Origin of the sequence: Kineosporia mesophila, assembly GCF_021129235.1 — a bacterium.
GTDB lineage: Bacteria > Actinomycetota > Actinomycetes > Actinomycetales > Kineosporiaceae > Kineosporia > Kineosporia mesophila.
Window position 1 is genome coordinate 264,563 of the sequence record NZ_JAJOMA010000004.1, and the last position, 24,401, is coordinate 288,963.

General features: G+C 66.4%; 21 protein-coding genes and 1 tRNA gene. All 22 read right to left on the reverse strand.

Annotated elements, in window-relative coordinates; all coding sequences use genetic code 11:
* Positions 1-29: 29 nt before the first annotated feature.
* The gene (rpsS, locus tag LR393_RS07885; RefSeq protein ID WP_052530784.1) at positions 30-311 is read right to left on the reverse strand and encodes a 30S ribosomal protein S19; all 282 of its coding nucleotides are present in this window, start codon (positions 309-311) and stop codon (positions 30-32) included.
* Between the two features lie 16 nt (positions 312-327).
* Positions 328-1,164: a 50S ribosomal protein L2 gene (gene rplB / locus LR393_RS07890; protein ID WP_231482805.1), complete on the reverse strand. Its 837-nt coding sequence runs from the start codon at positions 1,162-1,164 to the stop codon at positions 328-330.
* Between the two features lie 89 nt (positions 1,165-1,253).
* Positions 1,254-1,556 (reverse strand): 50S ribosomal protein L23, encoded by a 303-nt coding sequence (gene rplW, locus LR393_RS07895; RefSeq protein ID WP_231482911.1) that lies wholly within the window; start codon positions 1,554-1,556, stop codon positions 1,254-1,256.
* 5 nt (positions 1,557-1,561) lie between these two features.
* Positions 1,562-2,242, reverse strand: a complete 681-nt coding sequence (rplD, locus tag LR393_RS07900; RefSeq protein WP_231482806.1) for a 50S ribosomal protein L4 — start codon at positions 2,240-2,242, stop codon at positions 1,562-1,564.
* 4 nt (positions 2,243-2,246) lie between these two features.
* Positions 2,247-2,918 (reverse strand): 50S ribosomal protein L3, encoded by a 672-nt coding sequence (gene rplC / locus LR393_RS07905; protein WP_231482807.1) that lies wholly within the window; start codon positions 2,916-2,918, stop codon positions 2,247-2,249.
* A 14-nt stretch (positions 2,919-2,932) separates the two neighbouring features.
* Complete coding sequence (gene rpsJ / locus LR393_RS07910; protein ID WP_052530780.1) at positions 2,933-3,241, reverse strand: 30S ribosomal protein S10; 309 nt, start codon at positions 3,239-3,241, stop codon at positions 2,933-2,935.
* 588 nt (positions 3,242-3,829) lie between these two features.
* A complete protein-coding gene (gene tuf / locus LR393_RS07915) occupies positions 3,830-5,026 on the reverse strand; it encodes an elongation factor Tu (protein ID WP_231482808.1) in 1,197 nt (398 codons plus the stop codon).
* A gap of 63 nt (positions 5,027-5,089) precedes the next feature.
* Complete coding sequence (gene fusA / locus LR393_RS07920; RefSeq protein WP_231482912.1) at positions 5,090-7,192, reverse strand: elongation factor G; 2,103 nt, start codon at positions 7,190-7,192, stop codon at positions 5,090-5,092.
* A gap of 135 nt (positions 7,193-7,327) precedes the next feature.
* Positions 7,328-7,798 (reverse strand): 30S ribosomal protein S7, encoded by a 471-nt coding sequence (rpsG, locus tag LR393_RS07925; RefSeq protein WP_231482812.1) that lies wholly within the window; start codon positions 7,796-7,798, stop codon positions 7,328-7,330.
* A complete protein-coding gene (gene rpsL, locus LR393_RS07930; protein ID WP_052530777.1) occupies positions 7,798-8,172 on the reverse strand; it encodes a 30S ribosomal protein S12 in 375 nt (124 codons plus the stop codon). The genes rpsG and rpsL overlap by 1 nt, the downstream gene beginning before the upstream one ends.
* Before the next feature lie 459 nt (positions 8,173-8,631).
* The gene (locus LR393_RS07935; protein ID WP_231482814.1) at positions 8,632-12,507 is read right to left on the reverse strand and encodes a DNA-directed RNA polymerase subunit beta'; all 3,876 of its coding nucleotides are present in this window, start codon (positions 12,505-12,507) and stop codon (positions 8,632-8,634) included.
* Between the two features lie 129 nt (positions 12,508-12,636).
* Positions 12,637-16,113: a DNA-directed RNA polymerase subunit beta gene (gene rpoB, locus LR393_RS07940; protein ID WP_269326820.1), complete on the reverse strand. Its 3,477-nt coding sequence runs from the start codon at positions 16,111-16,113 to the stop codon at positions 12,637-12,639.
* A gap of 562 nt (positions 16,114-16,675) precedes the next feature.
* Positions 16,676-17,056: a 50S ribosomal protein L7/L12 gene (gene rplL, locus LR393_RS07945; protein ID WP_231482816.1), complete on the reverse strand. Its 381-nt coding sequence runs from the start codon at positions 17,054-17,056 to the stop codon at positions 16,676-16,678.
* A 114-nt stretch (positions 17,057-17,170) separates the two neighbouring features.
* Positions 17,171-17,737 (reverse strand): 50S ribosomal protein L10, encoded by a 567-nt coding sequence (rplJ, locus tag LR393_RS07950; RefSeq protein ID WP_231482817.1) that lies wholly within the window; start codon positions 17,735-17,737, stop codon positions 17,171-17,173.
* A 242-nt stretch (positions 17,738-17,979) separates the two neighbouring features.
* Positions 17,980-18,402 (reverse strand): response regulator, encoded by a 423-nt coding sequence (locus LR393_RS07955; RefSeq protein WP_231482818.1) that lies wholly within the window; start codon positions 18,400-18,402, stop codon positions 17,980-17,982.
* A complete protein-coding gene (locus LR393_RS07960) occupies positions 18,399-20,072 on the reverse strand; it encodes an ATP-binding protein (protein WP_231482819.1) in 1,674 nt (557 codons plus the stop codon). The genes LR393_RS07955 and LR393_RS07960 overlap by 4 nt, the downstream gene beginning before the upstream one ends.
* Positions 20,073-20,085: 13 nt before the next feature.
* The gene (locus tag LR393_RS07965) at positions 20,086-21,282 is read right to left on the reverse strand and encodes a PP2C family protein-serine/threonine phosphatase (protein ID WP_231482820.1); all 1,197 of its coding nucleotides are present in this window, start codon (positions 21,280-21,282) and stop codon (positions 20,086-20,088) included.
* 264 nt (positions 21,283-21,546) lie between these two features.
* Complete coding sequence (gene rplA, locus LR393_RS07970) at positions 21,547-22,257, reverse strand: 50S ribosomal protein L1 (RefSeq protein WP_231482821.1); 711 nt, start codon at positions 22,255-22,257, stop codon at positions 21,547-21,549.
* A gap of 88 nt (positions 22,258-22,345) precedes the next feature.
* Complete coding sequence (gene rplK / locus LR393_RS07975) at positions 22,346-22,783, reverse strand: 50S ribosomal protein L11 (RefSeq protein ID WP_231482822.1); 438 nt, start codon at positions 22,781-22,783, stop codon at positions 22,346-22,348.
* A 34-nt stretch (positions 22,784-22,817) separates the two neighbouring features.
* Complete coding sequence (gene nusG / locus LR393_RS07980; RefSeq protein ID WP_345718735.1) at positions 22,818-23,624, reverse strand: transcription termination/antitermination protein NusG; 807 nt, start codon at positions 23,622-23,624, stop codon at positions 22,818-22,820.
* Between the two features lie 112 nt (positions 23,625-23,736).
* The gene (secE, locus tag LR393_RS07985; protein ID WP_231482824.1) at positions 23,737-23,958 is read right to left on the reverse strand and encodes a preprotein translocase subunit SecE; all 222 of its coding nucleotides are present in this window, start codon (positions 23,956-23,958) and stop codon (positions 23,737-23,739) included.
* 163 nt (positions 23,959-24,121) lie between these two features.
* Positions 24,122-24,194, reverse strand: a tRNA-Trp gene (locus LR393_RS07990).
* Positions 24,195-24,401: the final 207 nt, after the last annotated feature.

The following is a 24,401-nucleotide window of genomic DNA, read 5'->3' on the forward strand; positions in this document are numbered from 1 at the left end:
GTCGCTTCTGACTGCTTGGGTGGGCGCGATCAGCGCCGGCGACCCTTGCGGTCGTCCTTCTCGTGTCCGCGGAACGTGCGGGTGGGGGCGAACTCGCCCAGCTTGTGACCGATCATCGACTCGGTGACGAACACCGGGACGTGCTTGCGGCCGTCGTGCACGGCGATCGTGTGACCGAGCATGTCGGGCACGATCATCGAGCGCCGGGACCAGGTCCGGATGACTGTCTTGGTCCCCTTCTCGTTCTGAACGTCCACCTTTTTCTGCAGGTGGTCGTCGACGAAGGGACCCTTCTTCAGACTGCGAGGCATTCTCGAAAGGCTCCTATCAGCGCTTCTTGCCGGAACGGCGGCGGCGAACGATCATCTTGTCGCTCTCCTTGTTGGGGCGACGCGTGCGTCCCTCGGCCTGGCCCCAGGGGCTGACCGGGTGACGACCACCAGAGGTCTTACCCTCACCACCACCGTGCGGGTGGTCGATCGGGTTCATGGCCACACCGCGCACCGTCGGGCGCTTGCCCTTCCAGCGCATGCGGCCGGCCTTGCCCCAGTTGATGTTCGACTGCTCGGCGTTGCCGACCTCGCCGACCGTCGCGCGGCAGCGCACGTCGACGTTCCGGATCTCGCCGGACGGCAGACGAAGCTGAGCGAAGCGGCCCTCACGGGCGACCAGCTGGACCGAGGATCCGGCCGAGCGGGCGATCTTGGCCCCGCCGCCCGGACGCAGCTCGATCGCGTGAACGACCGTACCGACGGGGATGTTGCGCAGCTCGAGGCTGTTACCCGGCTTGATGTCGGCCGTGGGGCCGTTCTCGATCCGGTCGCCCTGCTTGAGCTTGGTCGGCGCGACGATGTAACGCTTTTCGCCGTCCGCGTAGTGCAGCAGCGCGATACGCGCCGTGCGGTTGGGGTCGTACTCGATGTGAGCGACCGTGGCCGGAATGCCGTCCTTGTCGTGACGACGGAAGTCGATCACCCGGTAGGCGCGCTTGTGACCGCCGCCCTTGTGCCGGGTGGTGATCCGGCCGGTGTTGTTCCGGCCGCCGCTCTTGGTCAGCGGGCGCACCAGGGACTTCTCCGGCTCCGACCGGGTGATCTCCACGAAGTCGGCGACGGACGAACCACGGCGGCCCGGCGTCGTCGGCTTGTACTTGCGGATTCCCATGTGAGTCAGTCCTCTTGCTGTTTCTCGGATGTCGGTCTTCGGACGCCCTCAATCCAGCGACGGAATCGCCGGATAGGAACGTACGGGCGTCAGGAGACCGGCCCGCCGAAGATGTCGATGGTGCCTTCGCTCAGCGTGATGATGGCGCGCTTGGTGTCCTTGCGCTTGCCCAGGCCGTTCCGCGTGCGGCGGGTCTTACCCTGCCGGTTCGCGGTGTTGACGGCCGAGACCTTGACCCCGAAGACCGTCTCGACCGCAATCTTGATCTCGGTCTTGTTGGCCCGCGGGTCCACCAGGAAGGTGTACTTGCCCTCGTCGAGGAGGCTGTAGCTCTTCTCCGAGACAACCGGCGCCAGCAGGATGTCGCGCGGGTCCTTGTGGACGCTTCCGATGCTGCTCACTTGGCAGCCTCCTTCGCGGTGACCTTGGTGACGACCGGGCTCTCGAGGAACGAGTCCAGCGCGGCCTTGGTGAACACCACGTCGTCGGCGCACAGCACGTCGTAGGCGTTCAGCTGGTCGAAGGGCAGCACGTGGATGCCGTCCAGGTTGGACAGGCTCCGCTGGCCGACCTCGTCCGTGCGGGTCACGACGACCAGCAGGTTCTCCCGCTCGGTCAGGCCGGCAAGGGCCTTGCGCACCGCCTTGGTGGACGGGGCGTCGCCCTTCACGAGCTCGGAGAGCACGTGAACGCGACCGTGACGGTTGCGGTCCGAGAGGGATCCCCGCAGCGCGGCGGCGATCATCTTCTTCGGGGTCCGCTGCGAGTAGTCCCGCGGGTGCGGTCCGTGAACCACGCCACCGCCGGCGAACTGAGGAGCGCGGGTCGAGCCCTGACGGGCGCGGCCGGTGCCCTTCTGGCGGTACGGCTTACGGCCGCCACCGCGAACTTCGCCACGGGTCTTCGTGTCGTGCGTGCCCTGGCGGGCCGCGGCCAGCTGGGCCACGACGACCTGGTGGATCAGGGGCACGTTGGTCTGGACGTCGAAGATGGCGGCGGGGAGGTCGACGGTGCCGACCTTCTCACCCGTGCCGTCGACGACGTTCAGGCTCAGGTTGGTGGTGGTTTCGGTGGCCATCGTTTCAGCCCTTCTTCGCCGCGGTGCGAACCAGGACGATGCCGCCGCGCGGCCCCGGGACGGCACCCTTGATCAGGAGCAGACCGCGCTCGGCGTCGACGGCGTACACGCTGAGGTTCTGCGTGGTCTGCCGCTCGCCACCCATACGGCCGGCCATCCGCATGCCCTTGAACACGCGACCCGGGGTGGCGCAACCGCCGATGGAACCCGGGGAACGGTGCTTGCGCTGCGTGCCGTGCGAGGCGCCGAGGCCCTTGAAGCCGTGACGCTTCATGACACCGGCGTGGCCCTTGCCCTTGGTGGTACCGGAGACGTCGACCACCTGGCCGGCCTCGAAGGTCTCCACGGTGAGCTCCTGGCCCAGGCTGTACTCGGCGGCGTTGGCCGTGCGCAGCTCGAGCACGTGACGGCGCGGCGTGACGCCGGCCTTCTCGAAGTGCCCGGCCAGCGGCTTGGTCACCTTGCGGGGGTCGATCGCGCCGTACGCGATCTGAACCGCCGGGTAACCGTCGCCCTCAGCGTTGCGCACCTGCGTGACGACGCACGGACCGACCTGGATGACGGTGACCGGGACGAGCCGGTTGTTCGCGTCCCAGACCTGGGTCATCCCGAGCTTCTCGCCGAGCAAGCCCTTGACGGTGGTCACCGTCGGCTTACTGATCGTCTTCAGAGTCATGAGATGAGGTCCTTCTAGAGCTTGATCTCGATGTCCACGCCGGCGGGCAGGTCAAGCCGCATCAGCGAGTCCACCGTCTTCGGCGTCGGGTTGATGATGTCGATCAACCGCTTGTGCGTGCGCATCTCGAAGTGCTCGCGGCTGTCCTTGTACTTGTGCGGCGAACGGATGACGCAGAACACGTTCTTTTCCGTCGGCAGTGGCACCGGCCCCGCGACCGTCGCGCCCGTCCGAACGACCGTGTCGACGATCTTGCGGGCCGAGCTGTCGATGACCTCGTGGTCGTAGGCCTTCAGCCGGATGCGGATCTTTTGTCCCGCCATGGCGTCGTTGCGCTCTCTTTCGCTTGGTCGACAGGCGTTCGGCGAGTGGTGCTGCCGATCGGCGCTGTCTGTGGTCCACCCGGGCCGTGGTGTGCGGTCCGGGCCTCGCATTCACAAGGAATGCAGTGCAACTGCTGTCTTACTGGCGTTTCACGTCTTCTGCGACGCTCACACCCCTACTTCGGTCGGGCTGGCGAACACCGACCCCCGAGGTCGGGCGTGTCGCGTTCGCGGCCCAGAATCGCCCTACGCTTTCAACGAGGACCAGGGTCTGGGCCGATGGTGCATTGGTGGCTGCCCGGTGCCGGTCGTTCCGGGCCCCCGAAGGGGCACGACGGACGCGACGGTGCGCGAGCAACCTGTCCAGTGTGCCAGACGTAACCCGCCATTGACCAATCGCAGTCCTGGCGGTAAACGGAAAACCGCCCGCCTGAACCCGTGATCCCTTGCCGCTCCCCCGCTTTCGCTCTTCGCGAGTTCGGGTGACCGGAGCTGGAAGAGACGCCCGGCACGAAGGCGCAGACGGCGTTACGGGTCCAGACGCACGCCAGCGGCGGCAGCCTGAGAGGCTGCCGCCGCTGGTGGGTACTACTTGAGGATCTTGGTGACGCGGCCCGAGCCGACGGTACGACCACCCTCGCGGATAGCGAAGAGCAGGCCGTCTTCCATGGCGATGGGCTGGATCAGCGTGACGGACATCTCGGTGTTGTCACCGGGCATGACCATCTCGGTGCCCTCGGGGAGCTTCACAACGCCCGTGACGTCCGTGGTCCGGAAGTAGAACTGCGGACGGTAGGAGTCGTAGAACGGCGTGTGCCGGCCGCCCTCATCCTTGGACAGGATGTAGACGTTGGCCTCGAACTCCGTGTGGGGAGTGATCGAGCCCGGCTTCACGACGACCTGGCCGCGCTCGACATCTTCGCGCTTGATGCCACGAAGAAGCAGACCGCAGTTCTCGCCGGCCATGGCCTCGTCGAGCGTCTTGCGGAACATCTCGATCGCGGTGACCGTGGTGGTGGTCGACTTGTCCTTGATGCCAACGATTTCAACAGTCTCGTTGGTCTTCAGGATGCCGCGCTCGACCTTGCCGGTGACGACGGTTCCACGACCGGTGATCGTGAAGACGTCCTCGATCGGCATGAGGAAGGGCTTCTCGGTGTCACGCGTCGGCTCCGGGATGTGATCATCCACGGCGGCCAGAAGCTCGAGAACCTTCTCCTGCCACTCCGGGTCGCCCTCGAGAGCCTTCAGCGCGGAGACCCGCACGATCGGCAGGTCGTCGCCCGGGAACTCGTAGGAGGACAGGAGCTCACGAACCTCGAGCTCGACGAGCTCCATGATCTCTTCGTCGTCCACCATGTCGGACTTGTTCAGAGCCACGACGATGTAGGGGACGCCGACCTGACGCGCGAGCAGCACGTGCTCACGGGTCTGGGGCATCGGGCCGTCGGTCGCCGCCACCACGAGGATGGCACCGTCCATCTGGGCCGCACCAGTGATCATGTTCTTGATGTAGTCGGCGTGACCAGGGCAGTCGACGTGCGCGTAGTGGCGCGTCTCAGTCTGGTACTCGATGTGCGCGATCGAGATGGTGATACCGCGCTGGCGCTCTTCCGGCGCCTTGTCGATCTGGTCGAACGCCTGGGTGTCCGGGTTGAGCTCCGGCCACTTGGTGTGCAGCGTCTTACTGATCGCAGCCGTCAGCGTCGTCTTACCGTGGTCAATGTGACCAATGGTACCGATGTTGACGTGCGGCTTAGTCCGCTCGAACTTCGCCTTCGCCACGGGGTCCTCCTGTCGGACGGGTTGTTATCTGTACTTGGTTCGACGGGAATGCTGGTGGCGCGATTACTCGCCGCGAACCTTCTTGATGATCTCTTCCGCAACGTTCCGGGGAACCTCTGCGTAAGAGTCGAACTGCATGGTGTAAACGGCACGTCCCTGCGTCTTGCTGCGCAGGTCACCGACGTAGCCGAACATCTCCGACAGCGGAACCGTGGCCTTGACGACCTTGGCGCCGCTGACATCCTCCATGGCCTGGATCTGACCGCGACGGGAGTTCAGGTCGCCGATCACGTCACCCATGTACTCGATCGGGGTACGCACCTCGACTGCCATCATCGGCTCAAGGAGCACGGGGCTGGCCTTGCGGGCAGCCTCCTTCAGCACCATTGAGCCGGCGACCTTGAACGCCATCTCGGACGAGTCGACGTCGTGCGCCGCACCGTCCAGCAGGGTGGCCTTGATGCCCACCAGCGGGTAACCCGCCAGGATGCCGAACTGCATGGCGTCCTGGATACCAGCATCCACGCTCGGAATGTATTCGCGCGGGATGCGGCCACCGGTGACCTTGTTCTCGAACTCGTAGAACACGCCCTCGGACGTGTCCATCGGTGCGATCGTCACCTGGACCTTGGCGTACTGGCCCGAGCCACCGGTCTGCTTCTTGTGCGTGTAGTCGTACTTCACGACCTCCTTGCGGATGGTCTCTCGGTACGCCACCTGCGGCTTGCCGACGTTGGCCTCGACCTTGAACTCGCGGCGCATGCGGTCCACCAGGATGTCCAGGTGGAGCTCGCCCATGCCGGCGATGATGGTCTGCCCGGTCTCGTCGTCCTGACGGACCTGGAAGGTCGGGTCTTCCTCGGCGAGCTTCTGGATCGCGGTGCCGAGCTTCTCCTGGTCGCCCTTGGTCTTCGGCTCGATAGCAACCGAGATGACCGGCTCCGGGAAAGTCATCGACTCCAGGACGATCGGGTTCGTCGGGTCTGCGAGGGTCTCACCGGTGGTGGTGTCCTTCAGACCGATGACCGCGTAGATGTGGCCCGCAGCAGCCTCGTCGACCGGGTTCTCCTTGTTGGAGTGCATCTGGAAGATCTTCCCGATGCGCTCCTTCTTGCCCTTGGTCGAGTTGATGAGCTGCGCGCCGCTCGCCACCTTGCCGGAGTAGACCCGGATGTAGGTGAGCTTCCCGAAGAACGGGTGCGAGGCGATCTTGAAGGCCAGCGCCGAGAACGGAGCCTCGTTGTTGGCCGCGCGGGTGATCACGGCCTCTTCGTCGTTGAGCGGGTGACCCTCGACGTCGGGGACGTCCAGCGGGGTCGGCAGATAGTCGATCACGGCGTCGAGCATGGGCTGAACGCCCTTGTTCTTGAACGCCGAACCGCACAGAATCGGGTTGACCTCGCTGGAGATCGTCAGCTTCCGGATCGCGCCCTTGATCTCCTCGGGCGTGAGGCCTTCGCCGCCGAAGAATTTCTCGAGCAGCGCCTCGTCAGACTCAGCGACCGTCTCGAGCATCTTCTGACGCCACTCCTCGGCCTTCTCCTGAAGGTCGGCCGGGATCTCCTCGATCTCGTACGCCTCGCCCTTACCCGTATCGCCACGCCAGGTCAGCGCGCGCATGTGGATCAGGTCGATGACGCCGGTGAAGTCGGACTCAGCACCGATCGGGATCTGGATGACCAGCGGCTTGGCACCGAGACGATCGATGATCGTCTGGACCGTGAAGTAGAAGTCCGCACCCAGCTTGTCCATCTTGTTGACGAAGCAGATGCGGGGCACGTCGTACTTGTCAGCCTGCCGCCAGACCGTCTCGGACTGCGGCTCGACACCCTCCTTGCCGTCGAACACAGCGACCGCACCGTCGAGGACGCGCAGGTTGCGCTCGACCTCGACCGTGAAGTCGACGTGCCCGGGGGTGTCGATCAGGTTGATCTGGTTGCCTTCCCAGAAACAGGTGGTGGCAGCAGACGTGATCGTGATGCCACGTTCCTGCTCCTGCTCCATCCAGTCCATCGTGGCGGCGCCGTCGTGGACCTCACCGATCTTGTAGTTGATCCCGGTGTAGAACAGGATCCGCTCAGTGGTGGTGGTCTTGCCGGCGTCGATGTGAGCCATGATGCCGATGTTGCGGACCTTGTTGAGGTCCGTCAGCACGTCTTGTGCCACGTCGATCGCCTCTCTCATGAGGTTTCAGTTCCGCCGGGGAATTTCCCGCAGTGCTTCACTGCCGGGATTTCCCGGCGCCACTGTGGCCGCCGGATTCCGGCGGCCGCAGTGGTGGGTAGATGACTACCGGCTGAATTACCAGCGGTAGTGAGCGAACGCGCGGTTGGACTCCGCCATCTTGTGCGTGTCCTCGCGACGCTTGACCGCCGCGCCGAGGCCGTTACTCGCGTCCAGAATCTCGTTCATCAGACGGTCGGTCATCGTCTTCTCCCGGCGGGCCCGGGAGTAGCCGACGAGCCAGCGCAGCGCCAGGGTGGTGGAGCGACCGGCCTTGACCTCGACCGGAACCTGGTAGGTCGCGCCACCCACACGGCGGCTGCGGACCTCGAGGGCCGGCTTCACGTTGTCCAGCGCACGCTTGAGCGTGATGACCGGGTCGTTGCCGGTCTTGTCGCGGCAACCCTCCAGCGCTTCGTAGACGATCTTCTCGGCGGTGGACTTCTTACCGTCGAGCAGGATCTTGTTCACCAGCTGGGTGACCAGCGGCGAGCCGTACACGGGGTCGACGACGAGCGGCCGCTTCGGGGCCGGGCCCTTGCGGGGCATTAGCTCTTCTCCTTCTTCGCGCCGTAACGGCTGCGAGCCTGCTTACGGTTCTTGACACCCTGGGTGTCGAGCGAGCCGCGGATGATCTTGTACCGGACGCCGGGAAGGTCCTTCACACGGCCGCCGCGGACGAGCACGATCGAGTGCTCCTGCAGGTTGTGACCGACACCCGGGATGTACGCCGTGACCTCGATCTGGGAGGTCAGCTTGACACGCGCGACCTTACGCAGAGCGGAGTTCGGCTTCTTCGGCGTGGTTGTGTACACACGCGTGCACACACCGCGGCGCTGGGGGCTGCCCTTGAGAGCAGGGGTCTTGGTCTTGCTGACCTTGTCCTGCCGGCCCTTTCGGACCAGCTGCTGGATCGTGGGCACCGGTTCTCCGAACTCTCTGCTCGCTTGTGCTACCTGACTTGCTGGGTGGTGCTGGTGTTGCTGTGTCCGGATCGTCGCGAACGACCTTGCGGCCGCACCCCGCGCTCGGGCGTGTCGCGATCCTCGCGATATTGCCCGGCGACGTCCCGCGGGATGGGAGCTTCGCTTGCGCACTACACACGCTGACAGCTTCCGGACCGCCAGGAGGGCACGCGCGGCAGCCCAAGAGAACTCGGGCACGAACTGTGAGGCTACCCGCTGGCCCGCGCGAGCGTCAAAACGGCCCGCACTCGGGTCAGGGGCTGCTCCCCTGTCTCATCCGTCCGGTGGCGGGTGAACCCGGCCGGACGCCGGACCCACCCCACACCCACGGTCCCCAACCGCCCCGCGCGCCGGTTTTGTTCCTCTACGGGAACCGGAGCACGGAGACAGCCGGGAATCGACATCAGTTCTGCTACCTCAGCGGTCGTACCGGCCGAGGTCGAACTCCTCCAGCGGGACCGCCTGGCCGGTGCCGACACCGAAGTGGCCGTAGTCGACCTCTTCGTAGCCCGGCATCGCGTACATGGCGGCCTTCGCCTCCTCGGTCGGCTCGACCCGCACGTTGCGGTAGCGGGGAAGACCCGTACCCGCCGGGATGAGCTTACCGAGGATGACGTTCTCCTTGAGGCCCAGCAGCGGGTCGCTGCGGCCCTCCATGGCGGCGTTCGTGAGGACGCGGGTGGTCTCCTGGAAGGAGGCCGCCGACAGCCACGAGTCGGTCGCCAGGGACGCCTTGGTGATACCCATCAGGTCCGGACGGGCCGAGGCCGGCTGGAGGCCCTCGGCCACCACCCGACGGTTCTCGGTCTCGAACCGGGCCCGCTCGACCAGTTCACCGGGCAGCAGCTCGGCGTCACCGGACTCGATGATGGTCACCCGCTTCAGCATCTGGCGGACGATCACCTCGATGTGCTTGTCGTGGATACCCACACCCTGGCTGCGGTACACGTTCTGCACCTCGTCCACCAGGTGCACCTGGACCGCACGCGGCCCGAGGATACGCAGCACCTGCTTGGGGTCGATCGCACCCATGATCAGCTTCTGGCCGACCGTGACCTGCTGACCGTCCTCGATCAGGAGGCGGGAACGCTTCGACACCGGGTACGCGACCTCTTCGGAGCCGTCGTCCGGCACCACCACGAGCTTGCGCGAGCGGTCGGTGTCGTCGATCCGCACCCGGCCGGCGGCCTCGGAGATCGGGGCCACACCCTTCGGGGTACGGGCCTCGAAGAGCTCCTGCACACGCGGCAGACCGTGGGTGATGTCCTCACCCGCGACACCACCGGTGTGGAAGGTACGCATCGTCAGCTGGGTACCCGGCTCACCGATGGACTGGGCCGCGATGATGCCGACGGCCTCACCGATGTCCACGAGGTGACCGGCGGCCAGCGAGCGTCCGTAGCAGCGGGCGCAGGTGCCCACCTTGGACTCGCAGGTGAGCACGGAGCGCACCTTGACCTCGCGGACGTTCTTGGACAGCAGCAGCTCGATGCTCGGGTCGCCGAGGTCGGTGTTGGCGGCCAGCACGACCGCGCCGTCCACCACCACGTCCTGGGCCAGGGACCGCGCGTACACGCTGTTCTCGACCGAGTCGTGCGCCCGGATGCCCCCGTCGGGGGTCTCCGTGGCGATCGGCATGACCAGACCGCGCTCGGTGCCGCAGTCCTCCTCACGGATGATCACGTCCTGCGAGACGTCCACCAGACGACGGGTCAGGTAACCCGAGTCGGCGGTACGCAGGGCGGTGTCGGCCAGACCCTTACGGGCACCGTGGGTCGAGATGAAGAACTCGACCACGGAGAGGCCTTCGCGGAAGTTCGCCTTGATCGGGCGCGGGATGATCTCGCCCTTGGGGTTGGCGACCAGGCCTCGCATACCCGCGATCTGGCGCATCTGCATCCAGTTACCACGGGCACCGGACGACACCATCTTGTAGATGGAGTTCGTGCGCGGGAGGTTGGCTTCCATCTCCTTGGCAACCTCGTTGGTCGCCTTGGTCCAGATCTCGATGAGCTCCTGACGGCGCTCGTCGTCGGTGATCAGACCGCGCAGGTACTGCGCCTGCACCTTCGCCGCACGCTGCTCGTAGCCGTCGAGGATCTCGGCCTTGCGCGGCGGGGTGACGACGTCGGAGATCGAGACCGTGACCCCGGACCGGGTGGCCCAGTGGAAACCGGCCGCCTTGAGGGCGTCCAGCGTCGCGGCCACGGCCACCTTCGGGTAACGCTCGGCGAGATCGTTGACGATCGCCGAGAGCTCCTTCTTGCCCACCACCTTGTCGACGAACGAGTAGTCCGGCGGCAGGGTCTGGTTGAACAGGGCCCGGCCCAGGCTGGTCTCGAGGATGACCGGCTCGCCCGCGGTCCATCCCTCGGGGGCCTGCCAGTCGCTCGGCGGCACGATGTCGTCGAAGCGCAGCTTGATCTTCGCCTGCAGGTGCAGCTGACCCGCGTCGAAAGCCATGATCGCCTCGGCGATGGAGCTGAACGAACGGCCCTCACCGACCGGGCTCTCGTCATTGTCGAGAGTCAGGTGGTACAGACCGATGATCATGTCCTGGGTGGGCATGGTCACCGGACGGCCGTCGGCCGGCTTCAGGATGTTGTTGCTCGACAGCATCAGGATGCGGGCCTCGGCCTGCGCCTCGGCGGACAGCGGCAGGTGCACCGCCATCTGGTCGCCGTCGAAGTCGGCGTTGAAGGCCGAGCAGACCAGCGGGTGGATCTGGATGGCCTTGCCCTCGACCAGCTGCGGCTCGAACGCCTGGATACCCAGACGGTGCAGGGTGGGCGCGCGGTTCAGCAGCACGGGGTGCTCGGAGATGACCTCTTCGAGCACGTCCCACACGACCGGGCGGGCCCGCTCGACCATGCGCTTGGCCGACTTGATGTTCTGCGCGTGGTTGAGGTCCACCAGGCGCTTCATCACGAACGGCTTGAACAGCTCGAGCGCCATCTGCTTGGGCAGACCGCACTGGTGCAGCTTGAGCTGCGGGCCGACGACGATGACCGAACGGCCGGAGTAGTCGACGCGCTTGCCCAGCAGGTTCTGACGGAAACGACCCTGCTTGCCCTTGAGCATGTCGGACAGCGACTTCAGCGGGCGGTTACCCGGGCCGGTCACCGGCCGGCCGCGGCGGCCGTTGTCGAACAGTGCGTCGACGGCCTCCTGCAGCATCCGCTTCTCGTTGTTGACGATGATCTCCGGCGCACCCAGGTCGAGAAGACGCTTGAGGCGGTTGTTCCGGTTGATCACGCGGCGGTACAGGTCGTTCAGGTCGGAGGTGGCGAACCGGCCACCGTCGAGCTGAACCATCGGCCGCAGGTCCGGCGGGATCACCGGGACGCAGTCGAGCACCATGCCGAGCGGGGAGTTGTTGGTGGTGAGGAACGCGGAGACCACCTTGAGCCGCTTCAGGGCGCGGGTCTTGCGCTGGCCCTTACCGGTCGCGATCGTCTCGCGCAGGTTCTCGGCCTCGGCGTTCAGGTCGAAGGACTCCAGCCGCTTCTGGATAGCGGCGGCGCCCATCCCACCCTCGAAGTAGATGCCGAACCGGTCCCGCATCTCGCGGTACAGGATCTCGTCACCCTCGAGGTCCTGGACCTTCAGGTTCTTGAAGCGGTCCCAGACCTGCTGGATGCGGTCGATCTCGGCGTCGGCACGCTTGCGCAGCTGCGACATCTCGCGCTCGGCCGATTCCTTGACCTTGCGGCGCACGTCGCCCTTGGCCCCCTCGGCCTCGAGCTCGGCCAGGTCACCCTCGAGACGCTTGGCCCGGGCCTCGACGTCGGAGTCGCGCCGGTTCTCGATCTCCTTCTTCTCCACCTCGATGTTCGCTTCCATCGAGGGAAGGTCACGGTGGCGGGACTCGTCGTCCACCCAGGTGATCATGTAGGCGGCGAAGTAGATGACCTTCTCGAGGTCCTTCGGCGCCAGGTCGAGCAGGTAGCCCAGACGGCTCGGGACACCCTTGAAGTACCAGATGTGAGTCACCGGGGCGGCGAGCTCGATGTGACCCATGCGCTCACGACGCACCTTGGCGCGCGTGACCTCGACGCCACAGCGCTCACAGATGATGCCCTTGAAGCGGACGCGCTTGTACTTACCGCAGTAGCACTCCCAGTCCCGGGTCGGACCGAAGATCTTCTCGCAGAAGAGCCCGTCCTTCTCCGGCTTGAGCGTGCGGTAGTTGATGGTCTCCGGCTTCTTCACCTCGCCGTGCGACCACTGCCGGATGTCTTCGGCGGTGGCCAGGCCGATACGCAGTTCGTCGAAGAAGTTGACGTCCAGCAAGACGTGCCTGCTTTCTCCTGGGTGGTTCTTAATTTTTTACTGACCGGACTTCTCAGTCCGTGGTGAGCGGGAGGCCGGCGCGGCCCGCATCCTTCCAATTGACACGGGCCGCGCGGCGCTACTTCCGGCTCAGACTTCCTCGACGCTGCTGGGCTCACGACGGGACAGGTCGATGCCCAGCTCCTCGGCGGCGCGGAACACGTCCTCGTCCGAGTCGCGCATCTCGATGGAGGTGCCGTCGCTCGAGAGCACCTCCACGTTGAGGCACAGCGACTGCATTTCCTTGATGAGGACCTTGAACGACTCCGGGATGCCCGGCTCCGGGATGTTCTCGCCCTTGACGATCGCCTCGTAGACCTTGACGCGACCCACCACGTCGTCGGACTTGATCGTCAGCAGTTCCTGCAGGGCGTAGGAGGCGCCGTAGGCCTCGAGGGCCCACACCTCCATCTCGCCGAAGCGCTGACCACCGAACTGCGCCTTACCACCCAGCGGCTGCTGCGTGATCATCGAGTACGGACCGGTGGAGCGGGCGTGGATCTTGTCGTCCACCAGGTGGTGCAGCTTCAGGATGTACATGTAGCCGACCGAGACGGGCATCGGCAGCTTCTCGCCGGTGCGGCCGTCGAAGATCGTCGCCTTGCCGGAGCCGTCGATCAGGCGAACGCCGTCACGCGTCTTCCGGGTGGAGTCGAGGAGACCGATGATCTCCTCCTCCCGCACACCGTCGAAGACCGGTGAGGCGACCCGGGTGTTCGGCGGAGCCTGGCGACGGTCCTCGGTGATGAGCTTGGCCCAGTCGGGCTCGCCCTCGATCTCCCAGCCGCGCGAGGCGACCCAGCCCAGGTGTGTCTCCAGCACCTGGCCGACGTTCATCCGGCTCGGCACACCCAGGGGGTTGAGCACGATGTCGACCGGCGTGCCGTCCTCGAGGAACGGCATGTCCTCGACCGGGAGGATCTTGGAGATGACGCCCTTGTTGCCGTGACGGCCGGCCAGCTTGTCGCCGTCGGTGATCTTGCGCTTCTGCGCCACGTACACGCGCACCAGCTGGTTGACGCCCGGGGGCAGCTCGTCGCCGTCCTCGCGGTCGAAGACCTTGACGCCGATGACCGTGCCGACCTCACCGTGGGGCACCTTCAGCGAGGTGTCCCGGACCTCCCGCGCCTTCTCACCGAAGATCGCGCGCAGCAGCCGCTCCTCCGGCGTCAGCTCGGTCTCGCCCTTGGGCGTGACCTTGCCGACCAGGATGTCGCCGGGCACGACCTCGGCACCGATGCGGATGATGCCGCGCTCGTCGAGGTCGGCGAGGACCTCCTCGGCGACGTTCGGGATGTCCCGGGTGATCTCTTCCGGGCCCAGCTTGGTGTCGCGGGCGTCGACCTCGTGCTCCTCGATGTGGATCGAGGAGAGGACGTCGTCCTGCACCAGACGCTGGGAGAGGATGATCGCGTCCTCGTAGTTGTGCCCTTCCCAGGACATGAACGCGACCAGCAGGTTCTTGCCGAGCGCCATCTCACCGAGATCGGTGGCCGGGCCGTCGGCGATGACCGAGCCGACCTCCAGGCGCTGGCCCTCGTCCACCAGCACGCGCTGGTTGTAGGACGTGCCCTGGTTCGACCGGCGGAACTTGGCGATCTTGTAGGTGGTGTGCGTGCCGTCGTCGTTCATCGTGGTGACGGCCTCGGCCGACACCTCGGTGACCGCCCCGGCGGTGTGAGCGACAACCACGTCACCGGCGTCGACCGCGGCCCGGAACTCCATGCCGGTACCGACCAGCGGAGCCTCGGACTTCACCAGCGGCACCGCCTGGCGCTGCATGTTGGAGCCCATCAGCGCGCGGTTGGCGTCGTCGTGCTCGAGGAACGGGATCAGCGCGGTGGCGACGGACACCATCTGCCGGGCCGAGACGTCCATGTAATCGATCTCGGCGGCGGGGACCAGCTCGGCCTCGCCACCCTTCGACCGGGCCAGGACGCCGTCCTCGACGAAACGCCAGTCCTCGGCGAGAGGGGCGTTCGCCTGCGCGACGATGACGTGGTCTTCCTCGTCGGCCGTCAGGTAGTCGATGTCCGTGAGGACCTGGCCGTTCTCGACCCGGCGGTACGGGGTCTCGACGAAGCCGAACGGGTTGATCCGCGCGTAGGTGGCGAGCGAGCCGATCAGGCCGATGTTCGGGCCTTCCGGGGTCTCGATCGGGCACATCCGGCCGTAGTGCGAGGGGTGCACGTCACGGACCTCGAACCCGGCCCGCTCACGGGACAGACCACCCGGGCCCAGCGCCGAGAGACGACGCTTGTGGGTCAGGCCGGCCAGCGGGTTGTTCTGGTCCATGAACTGCGACAGCTGCGAGGTGCCGAAGAATTCCTTGATCGACGCCACCACGGGGCGGATGTTGATCAGGGTCTGCGGTGTGATCGCCTCGACGTCCTGGGTCGTCATCCGCTCGCGGACGACGCGCTCCATCCGGGACAGGCCGGTACGGACCTGGTTCTGGATGAGCTCACCGACCGTGCGCAGACGCCGGTTGCCGAAGTGGTCGATGTCGTCGACCTCGACCACCAGGTCGATCGGGTCACCGTTCTTGGTGCCCGGCATCGAGGTGCCGCCGGCGTGCAGCGTCACCAGGAAGCGGATGGCCGCGATGATGTCATCGACCGTCAGCACACTGTCGGTCAGCGGCTGGCTCAGGCCCAGCTTCTTGTTGATCTTGTACCGGCCGACCTTGGCGAGGTCGTAACGCTTCGGGTTGAAGTACAGGTTCTCCAGAAGCGTCTGCGCGGCCTCACGGGTCGGCGGCTCGCCCGGGCGCAGCTTGCGGTAGATGTCGAGCAGCGCCTCGTCGGTGCTGGCGGTGTGGTCCTTCTCCAGCGTCTGGCGGATCGAGTCGACCTCGCCGAACTCCTCGAGGATCTGCGCCTCGGACCAGCCCAGCGCCTTGAGCAGCACGGTGACCGACTGCTTGCGCTTACGGTCGATGCGGACACCGATCATGTCGCGCTTGTCGATCTCGAACTCCAGCCACGCACCGCGCGACGGGATCACCTTGACGGTGTAGATGTCCTTGTCCGAGGCCTTGTCGATCGAGCGCTCGAAGTAGACACCGGGCGAACGGACCAGCTGCGAGACGACGACTCGCTCGGTGCCGTTGATCACGAACGTGCCGCGCTCGGTCATGAGCGGGAAATCGCCCATGAACACGGTCTGGCTCTTGATCTCACCGGTGGTGGTGTTCATGAACTCGGCCGTCACGAACAGCGGGGCCGAGTAGGTCATGTCCCGCTCCTTGCACTCGTCGATCGAGTACTTGGGCGGTTCGAAGCGGTGGTCACGGAACGACAGGCTCATCGATCCGGAGAAGTCCTCGATCGGGGAGATCTCTTCGAAGATCTCCTCAAGACCAGAGGTGATGGGCACATCCTGGCGGCCACCGTCGACGGCGGCCTGCACCCGTGCCTGCCACTTGTTGTTGCCGAGCAGCCAGTCGAAGGCGTCGGTCTGCAATGCCAGGAGGTTGGGAACCTCAAGCGGTTCATGGATCTTGGCGAAAGAGATACGGCCGGACGGGCTAGTCGAGCCATTGAACGCGGTGCGCGAGGCAGCCAAGAGGGGTCCTTCCACGGGCCTGCGGGCGTAACGTGCGCGCGCTCTGGATTCTCCCGCGAATCGACGCTCGGAGGGCAGAGGTCAGCGCAAAGGCTCACCCTACCGGAAAATGGCCAGGACTGTCTAACCGGCATTTCAGCCGGTGCTGGCAACTCAGCACGTCGCCGTTCGGAGCTTGGCGCAGACGATGGGCGTAGCCCGGCTCACCTGCATCTTCACGCTCTACGGCGGTGCTTGCAGAAAGAGCATGACAAGCGCTCAGACCAGCGTCAACCCCACGCGCCGCGACATTCCGGTGACCGGTGCGCCGACTTTGCGTCGACTTCCGGTCACACTCGCGGACCACGAACGGTGCAGAGCCACATCATCCGGAGGAACGAGCCTGCTACCTGGCCGTTCGGCCGATCGGGTGACAGGGCGAACCCAGAGCTTCAAGAGGTACGGGACGACGACCGGTGCGCGACGACCGGTGCGATGTGAATCATCCCAAAGCAGCGGTTCCCCGCACCGCCGGGCGGTACGGGGAACCGTGGAGCATGCCCGGCGGTGTGCCGGGCGGAGATCACTTCAGGGTGACGGTGGCGCCGGCGCCCTCGAGGGCAGCCTTGGCCTTCTCCGCAGCGTCCTTGGCGACCTTCTCGAGGACGGCCTTCGGGGCGCCGTCGACCAGGTCCTTGGCTTCCTTCAGACCCAGGCTCGTGAGGCCACGGACCTCCTTGATGACCTGGATCTTCTTGTCACCGGCCGCCTCGAGGATGACGTCGAACTCGTCCTGCTCCACAGCGGCCTCGGCCGGAGCGGCGCCACCGGCGGCGGCCACGGCAACCGGGGCGGCGGCGGTGACGTCGAAGGTCTCCTCGAACGCCTTCACGAACTCGGAGAGCTCGATCAGGGTCAGTTCCTTGAAGGCGTCGAGCAGTTCGTCGGTGCTGAGCTTCGCCATGGTGGCTATCCCTTTCGGTACTGCGTTGCGAGACATGCTCCGCAACGAGGTCTGGAGAAGTGGATCTGCTGCGCAGGATCCAGATGAATCAGGTGGTGCGGGACTGACCTGAGGTCAGGCCTCCACGGTCTCGGCCGCGGTCTCGCTCTCGGCAGCTGCGGGAGCGCCTTCGGCCTGCTTCGCCCGGAGGGCGTCGACAGTCCGGACCGTCTTGGAGAGCGGGGCGTTGAAGAGGACGGCGGCCTTGGTGAGGGACGCCTTCATCGCGCCGGCCATCTTGGCCAGCAGCACCTCGCGGGACTCCAGGTCGGCGAGCTTGCGCACCTCGTCGGCGGTCAGCGGGTTGCCGTCAAGGAAACCGCCCTTGACGACCAGCGCCGGGTTCGCCTTCGAGAAGTCACGCAGGCTCTTGGCCACCTCGACCGCGTCACCGGTGACGAACGCGACCGCGCTCGGACCGGCCAGCTCGCCGTCGAACGCCGTGACGCCGGCGTTCTGCGCGGCCAGCTTCGTCAGCGTGTTCTTGGTGACCGTGTAGGTCGCGTGCTCCGCGATGCTCTTACGCAGCTGCGTGAGCTGGGAGACGGTCAGTCCTCGGTACTCGGTCAGGACCGCGGCGTTGGAACCGCGGAACTTCTCGGTGAGTTCTGCGATCGTCGCAGCCTTGTCTGCCCGTGCCATGGGACTCCTTCACTTCTGTTGCCGGTGCGGTCACGGCCCCAGACGTGCGAAACGCCCCGCGCAGATGCACGGGGCGTTGAGAAGTCTTCCACCCACCAGGGGCAGAGCAATCAAAGCCGATCCGGACACCTACGCAGGTCGCCCACGCAATGGCGGGACCTTAGGCCGAACTCGGTAGAGGACGGCGACCGGCGATCTTTGGCTACGTCAAGAGTACGGGGCAAGAGGGCTCAGAACAAAATTCAGCGCCGGGGCAGCCGGACGACGCTCACGAAGAAGTCGTCGATGTGCCGGACCACCTTCACGAACTGCTCGAAATCCACCGGCTTGGTCACGTAGGCGTTGGCGTGCAGGTCGTAGCTGTGCAGCACGTCTTCCTCGGCCTCCGAGGTGGTCAGCACCACCACCGGGATCTGCCGCAGCTGCGGGTCGTCCTTGACCTGGGCCAGCACCTCGCGGCCGTGCACCTTCGGCAGGTTCAGGTCGAGCAGGATCAGGTCGGGCGTCAGTGCGTCGGTGTACGCACCCCGCTTGTAGAGGAAGTCCAGGGCCTGGGCCCCGTCCCCCACCACGTTCAGCCGGCTGGCGACACCGGTGCCCTCCAGGGCCTCCTGCGTCATCAGGACATCGCCCGGGTCGTCCTCGACCAGCAGGATCGCTATCAACGCGTCACCTTCACCGTGGGCTCGAGCTCCAGCACCTTCAGGTCGGAGCTGACCGGCAGCGTCCAGCGGATGGTGGTGCCCGGGCCGTCCTGGCCCGGCTGCCAGACGCCGTCCCGGGGCTGCGCCAACGGGCCGGCGGGCGGCGGCTCGACCCAGATCTTCCCGCCGTGGTATTCGATGATCTTCTTGCACATGGCCAGCCCGATGCCGGTGCCCCCGTAGGCCTCCTTGGCGTGCAGGCGCTGGAAGATCAGGAAGACCCGGTCGGCGTACTCCTGCTCGATGCCGATGCCGTTGTCGGAGCAGGTGAACTCCCAGAACTCACCGTCCCGCCGGGCGGCGATCCGGATCCGGGGGGCCGCGCCGGCCCGGAACTTGATCGCGTTGCCGATCAGGTTCTGCATCACCTGGGTCAGCAACGGCGCCTCACCGTGCACCACCGGCAGGTCGTCGGCGGTGATCTCGGCCGCCGACTCCTCCTTGGCCGTCTCCAGGTTCAGCAGCGCGTTCTCCAGGCACTCGGACAGGTCCACGTCTGCGGAGGGCGCGCTGAGCCGGCCCACCCGGGAGAACTCCAGCAGGTCGTTGATCAGCTGCTGCATGCGCTTGGCGCCGTCCACCGCGAAGTGGATGTACTGGTCGGCCCGGTCGTCGAGCTGCCCGCCGTAGCGCCGCTGCAGCATCTGGCAGAAGCTCGCCACCTTGCGCAGCGGCTCCTGGAGGTCGTGCGAGGCGACGTAGGCGAACTGCTCGAGCTCCCGGTTCGACCGCTGCAGCTCTTGCGTCTGGTCCTCGAGGATCGCCCTTGCCTGCAGCGTCTCGCGCCGGGCCTGCTCGGCCTGTTCGACCTCGGTGATCAGCCGGTGCCGCATCATCTCGACGTCGGCGCCCAGCTGCACGAACTCCGGCGGCCCGATGCCGATGACCTGATGGCCCAGCTCACCGTCGGCCACGATCCGGGCCTCACCGGCCAGGAACGCCACCGGCCGGCTCACCCAGCGCCGCATCAGGATCCACAGCACCAACCCGGCGATCAGGCAGATGATCGCGCTGAGCACACCAATGGCAAATCCCAGGTTGGTCACGTCGGCCAGGTGGACGGCGGCCTTCTCCCGCTCCGGGCGAAGAGTATTGATGGTCTCGGTGTAGGCGCTCCTGAAGTTGTCGAAGAGCCGGCGCCCCTCGTTGACGTCTGCCGGCGTGAGGTTCGCGCCGCTGTCGATCAACTGGATCATCGGGGCGGCCCAGTCCTCGTACCAGATCCGGGCAGCCTCCTCGGCCTCCTGCATCTTCGGCACTGCGCGGGTGTCGGGCAGCACCTTGCTCAGGTCGCCGGAGACCGGGTGAGCCCAGGGCTGGCCGGATTCGTTCAGGGGCTTGAGCGAGGCCTTGTCGTGGGTCAGCGCATAGCCGCGGATCGCGGTCTCGGAGTCGAGCATCCCGATGAAGTAGTTCTGCGACGAGCGCAGGCCGGTGTAGTAGTCCCGGACCACCTCGCGCTGCACCTGCCGGGTCTCCAGCAGGGTCACCACGGCCGCGGTGACCACCCCGGTGAGCAGCGCCACGACCACGACCAGGGCGGCGGCGATGCGGCCGTGGACACCCCAGACCCGGGGCTGCCGGACCCGGTCCCACCGGGTGTTGCCGGTCACGGTCTGCGTCTGCGTCACTGAAGGTCTCTCGTCACTGGAATTCCCGGGGCCACTGCACGGCGATCACCGCGACGTCATCGGGCAGCTCTCCCCCGTGCGCGCCCTGCACCCGGTCGAGCAGGTCGTCCACCACGTCCGCCCCGTCGTCACTGATCGTGCGGCTGGACCGGGCCAGCTCGAGCAGACCGGGCACGCCCAGCTCGTGCGGCATGCCGTGGCCACGGGAACCCTCGACCAGGCCGTCGGTGTAGAAGAGCAGCCGCCAGCGGGTGGGCAGGGTGATCTTGCGGCCCCGCCAGGCCCCCGGCGGGAGGAGCCCGAGCGCCAGGCTGGCCGGGTCACCCGGCAGCGGCGTGGGCACCGGGTCGAGCAGGACCGGCGGCAGGTGGGCCGCGAGCCACAGGTGCGCGGTGAGCCGGTCGGCGTCGATCACGCAGAGCGTGGCCTGCACGAAGATCTCGTCCGAGCGCCGCTCCCGGATCAGCACGTCTTCCAGCACCGGCAGCAGGCGGTTCGGGTCGACCCCGGCCATCACCAGCGCCCGCCAGGCGACGCGCAGGCTGACCCCGAGCGCGGCCTCTTCCGGCCCGTGCCCGGCGACGCCGCCGATCAGCACGAAGACCCGGCCGTCGGGAGCCTCGACCACGTCGTAGAAGTCGGCGCCGAGCAGGTCACCGGACTGCGGCCGGTAGCGCGCGGTGACGCCGAGGGCAGGGTCGCGGGTCTGGGTGAGCGGCAGCAGGCCACGCTCCAGACGGGCGTACTCCCCGGCCCGCACCTCGCTGGCGTAGAGCTGGCGGGACTGCTCCTCGGCCCGGCGGCGCTCCATCGCATAACGGATCGCCCGGCTCAGCAGCTCGCCGTCGACCTGGCCCTTGACCAGGTAGTCCTGTGCCCCGGCGGCGACTGCGGCGGCGCCGGAGCGCTCGTCGTCCAGGCCGGTGAAGCAGATGACCGCGACGTCGGAGGCCTCGTCGAGCAAGGCATGCACGACGCCGAGGCCCTGCCCGTCGGGCAAGCCGAGGTCGAGCAGGACGCAACCGAAGCGGCTACGGCGCAGCAGGTCGCGAGCCTGCTTGAGACTGCGGGCGCGAACGATCTCGAAGTCACTGCCGGCGAGGTCCAGAAGGTCCTCGACGATCAGCGCATCACCGTCGTCGTCCTCGACGAGCAGCAGCCTGCTCTCCGAGCGTGCCGCCGGCTCTTCCAGTCGTTCAGTTTCGTACACCGGGCCTCCGCCCCACACTTTTGTGCACAGCAAACGGCGCTGGGGCCCGGCTGCTGGACCCTCACCAGGGACAGGTGTATCCCCGTCTGGCGCCGCGCCGATTAACCCTACCTTGCGGATCAGTAGAAATTACCCCTGCCAGATGCTGATGATGCGCTTTAGTGATCATGAGAAAGGCCCCGTTCGCAGAACGCGAACGGGGCCTTCCATCAGGTCGTTGCCCCGGGCGTCAGGCGCCCGGGTTCATGCCGGTGCGGAACAGGCTCAGGCCTGGTCCTCGACCAGCACGCGCACCTGGGTCGGGTCGACCGGGATGCCCGGGCCCATGGTGGTGGTCATGGTCGCCTTCTTCAGGTAGCGACCCTTCGCGGCGGACGGCTTGAGGCGCATGACCTCGTCGATCGCGGCCGCGTAGTTCTGCACCAGCTGGGTCTCGGTGAACGAGGTCTTCCCGATGATGAAGTGCAGGTTGGCGTGCTTGTCGGTGCGGAACTCGATCTTTCCGCCCTTGATCTCCTCGACCGCCTTGGCGACGTCCATCGTCACCGTGCCGGTCTTCGGGTTCGGCATCAGGCCACGCGGGCCCAGCACCTTACCCAGACGCCCGACCTTGCCCATCAGGTCGGGGGTGGCGACGACGGCGTCGAAGTCGAGGAAGCCGCCCTGGATCTTCGTGATCAGGTCGTCGGAGCCGACGATGTCGGCGCCCGCGGCCTCGGCCTGCGCGGCACGGTCACCGGTGGCGAAGACCAGCACCCGGACGGTCTTGCCGGTGCCGTTCGGCAGGTTCACGGTGCCGCGGACCATCTGGTCGGCCTTACGGGGGTCGACACCCAGGCAGAACGCGACCTCGACGGTGGCGTCGTACTTGGTGCTCGACGTCTCCTTGGCCAGCTTGACCGCGTCGACCGGGGAGTACAGCTCAGAGCTGTCGATCTTCTCCGCCGCTGCGCGGTAGGACTTGCTGCGCTTCATGGTTCTCCTCCTGGAGAGGTTGTGGTCGACGGACCGCGCTCGGCCCTGCCACGTGGTGCTGTGAAAAAAGTTCAGTACGGGGAGGGACTCAGCCCTGGACCGTGATGCCCATCGAGCGGGCGGTGCCGGCGATGATCCGGGACGCGTTGTCCAGGTCGGCGGCGTTCAGGTCTTCGAGCTTGGTCTGGGCGATCTCCCGGACCTGGGCGGCGGTGAGCGTGCCGACCTTGGTCTTGTGGGGCTCACCAGAGCCCTTGGGAACGCCCGCGGCCTTCTTGATCAGCTCGGAGGCCGGCGGGGTCTTCGTGATGAAGGTGAAGGAACGGTCTTCGTAGACCGTGATCTCCACCGGCACCACGCTGCCGCGCTGGCCTTCGGTCTTGGCGTTGTACGCCTTGCAGAACTCCATGATGTTCACGCCGTGCTGACCGAGCGCAGGGCCGATCGGCGGGGCGGGAGTTGCCTGGCCAGCATTGATCTGCAGCTTGATCAGAGCTGAGACCTTGGCCTTCTTCTTGGGGGGCATGACGCTGTTCCTTTTCCGGGTGTTATGGGTGCGATCAGATCTTGGAGACGTCGGCGAACGACAGTTCAACCGGAGTCTCTCGACCGAAGATCGAGACCAGCACCTTGAGCTTCTGGGCGTCGGCGTTGATCTCGGAGATGGTGGCCGGCAGGGTCTCGAACGGCCCCTCCATCACGGTGACGGTCTCGCCGACCTCGAAGTCGACGACCTTCACCTCAGACTTGCCGGAGCTCTTGCTGGTGCTCGCGTTCTCCGCCGGCTCCAGGGCCGGGGCGAGCATCGAGAACACCTCGTTCAGGCTCAGCGGCACCGGCTGGTGCGTGTGCCCGACGAAACCGGTGACCCCCGGGGTGTGCCGGACGGCGCCCCAGGACTCGTCGGTGAGGTCCATGCGCACGAGGACGTAACCGGGAATGCGCACCCGGCGGACCTGCTTGCGCTGACCGTTCTTGATCTCGGTCACGTCTTCCATCGGAACCTCGACCTGGAAGATGTAATCCTCCATGTTGAGGCTCGTGGTGCGGTTCTCGAGGTTGGCTTTGACCCGATTCTCGTAACCCGCGTACGAGTGGATCACATACCAGTCGCCGGGGGCGCGGCGCAGGCCGGCCTTGAACTCCTCGACCGGGTCGACGGCAGGCTCGTCGTCCGCACCGGCGGTCGGGGCCTCATCGGCCTCGTCAGCCTGGTCGGTCTCGTCAGCTTCGTCGGCCGAGGTGAGCTCGTCCTGCTCGAGGGCGTCCGCCACCTCTTCGGTGGCGGCGGCGTCGGAATCGGCCTCAGCTGCCTTGGCGGCGAGGTCGATCTCCTCCTCGGTGACTTGCGAGGTGTTCTCGGACACGCTTTGTCCTGCTTCCCTTCGTACCTTCGGCCTGGTCACGTTCAGGTCAGGCCCGCTCTCAACGCTCACGTTCGATCTTGCGATCCTCTACGGGAGCCGGCCTGGAGGCGACCTAGCTGCCGCCGCCGAACGCCCAGAGCACGAACTTGCCGAAGCCGAAGTCCAGCGCCGACACGTACAGCATCACGGCCATGACGAAGACCAGCACTACAGACGTGTAGGTGATCAGTTCGTTCCGGGTAGGCCGGACAACCTTCCGCAGCTCGGCCACGACCTGCCGCAGGAAGAGCATCGGCCCGCCCCTGCGCTTCTTCGTCGATGACGTGCTGCTCACGGTCCTCACCTGGTTGTCTAGGCCCCGTTGTCAGGCCCGGGTCCGCCCGAACCAGCGCCGAGGCGTGGATCTAGGTCGGCCCGTGGTCGCGGCCCGTATCGAACCTGTCGATACGGGCCCTTGTCGGCCTCGTGGCACATCCTGTTGCCACGAACACATCCCGCAGGGCAGGAGGGACTCGAACCCACAACCGCCGGTTTTGGAGACCGGTGCGCTACCAATTGCGCCACTGCCCTACGAGTAGAGGCTCACTTCCGGTCAGCACACCATTGGCGCACTGGCGGATCGCAACTACCCGGGCGAGAGTCTACGCATCGATGAGGCCCTTGGTCGAACCGGCACCTCATCGGGGGTGTCTGCACCGCTGTGCCGCCAGTTCTGTCCACCGACCGGTGGACGTCTGTCAGCCCGTTGGTTGCCCCTGCGTGGTGACTCCCGGAACC

Bases quoted from the DNA above. Each gene is read 5' to 3' on its own strand.
- rpsS (WP_052530784.1), bottom strand. From the start codon at position 311: ATGCCTCGCAGTCTGAAGAAGGGTCCCTTCGTCGACGACCACCTGCAG.
- rplB (WP_231482805.1), bottom strand. From the start codon at position 1,164: ATGGGAATCCGCAAGTACAAGCCGACGACGCCGGGCCGCCGTGGTTCG.
- rplD (WP_231482806.1), bottom strand. From the start codon at position 2,242: ATGGCCACCGAAACCACCACCAACCTGAGCCTGAACGTCGTCGACGGC.
- rplC (WP_231482807.1), bottom strand. From the start codon at position 2,918: ATGACTCTGAAGACGATCAGTAAGCCGACGGTGACCACCGTCAAGGGC.
- rpsJ (WP_052530780.1), bottom strand. From the start codon at position 3,241: ATGGCGGGACAAAAGATCCGCATCCGGCTGAAGGCCTACGACCACGAG.
- rpsG (WP_231482812.1), bottom strand. From the start codon at position 7,798: ATGCCCCGCAAGGGCCCGGCCCCGAAGCGGCCGCTCGTCGTCGACCCC.
- rplL (WP_231482816.1), bottom strand. From the start codon at position 17,056: ATGGCGAAGCTCAGCACCGACGAACTGCTCGACGCCTTCAAGGAACTG.
- rplJ (WP_231482817.1), bottom strand. From the start codon at position 17,737: ATGGCACGGGCAGACAAGGCTGCGACGATCGCAGAACTCACCGAGAAG.
- rplA (WP_231482821.1), bottom strand. From the start codon at position 22,257: ATGAAGCGCAGCAAGTCCTACCGCGCAGCGGCGGAGAAGATCGACAGC.
- rplK (WP_231482822.1), bottom strand. From the start codon at position 22,783: ATGCCCCCCAAGAAGAAGGCCAAGGTCTCAGCTCTGATCAAGCTGCAG.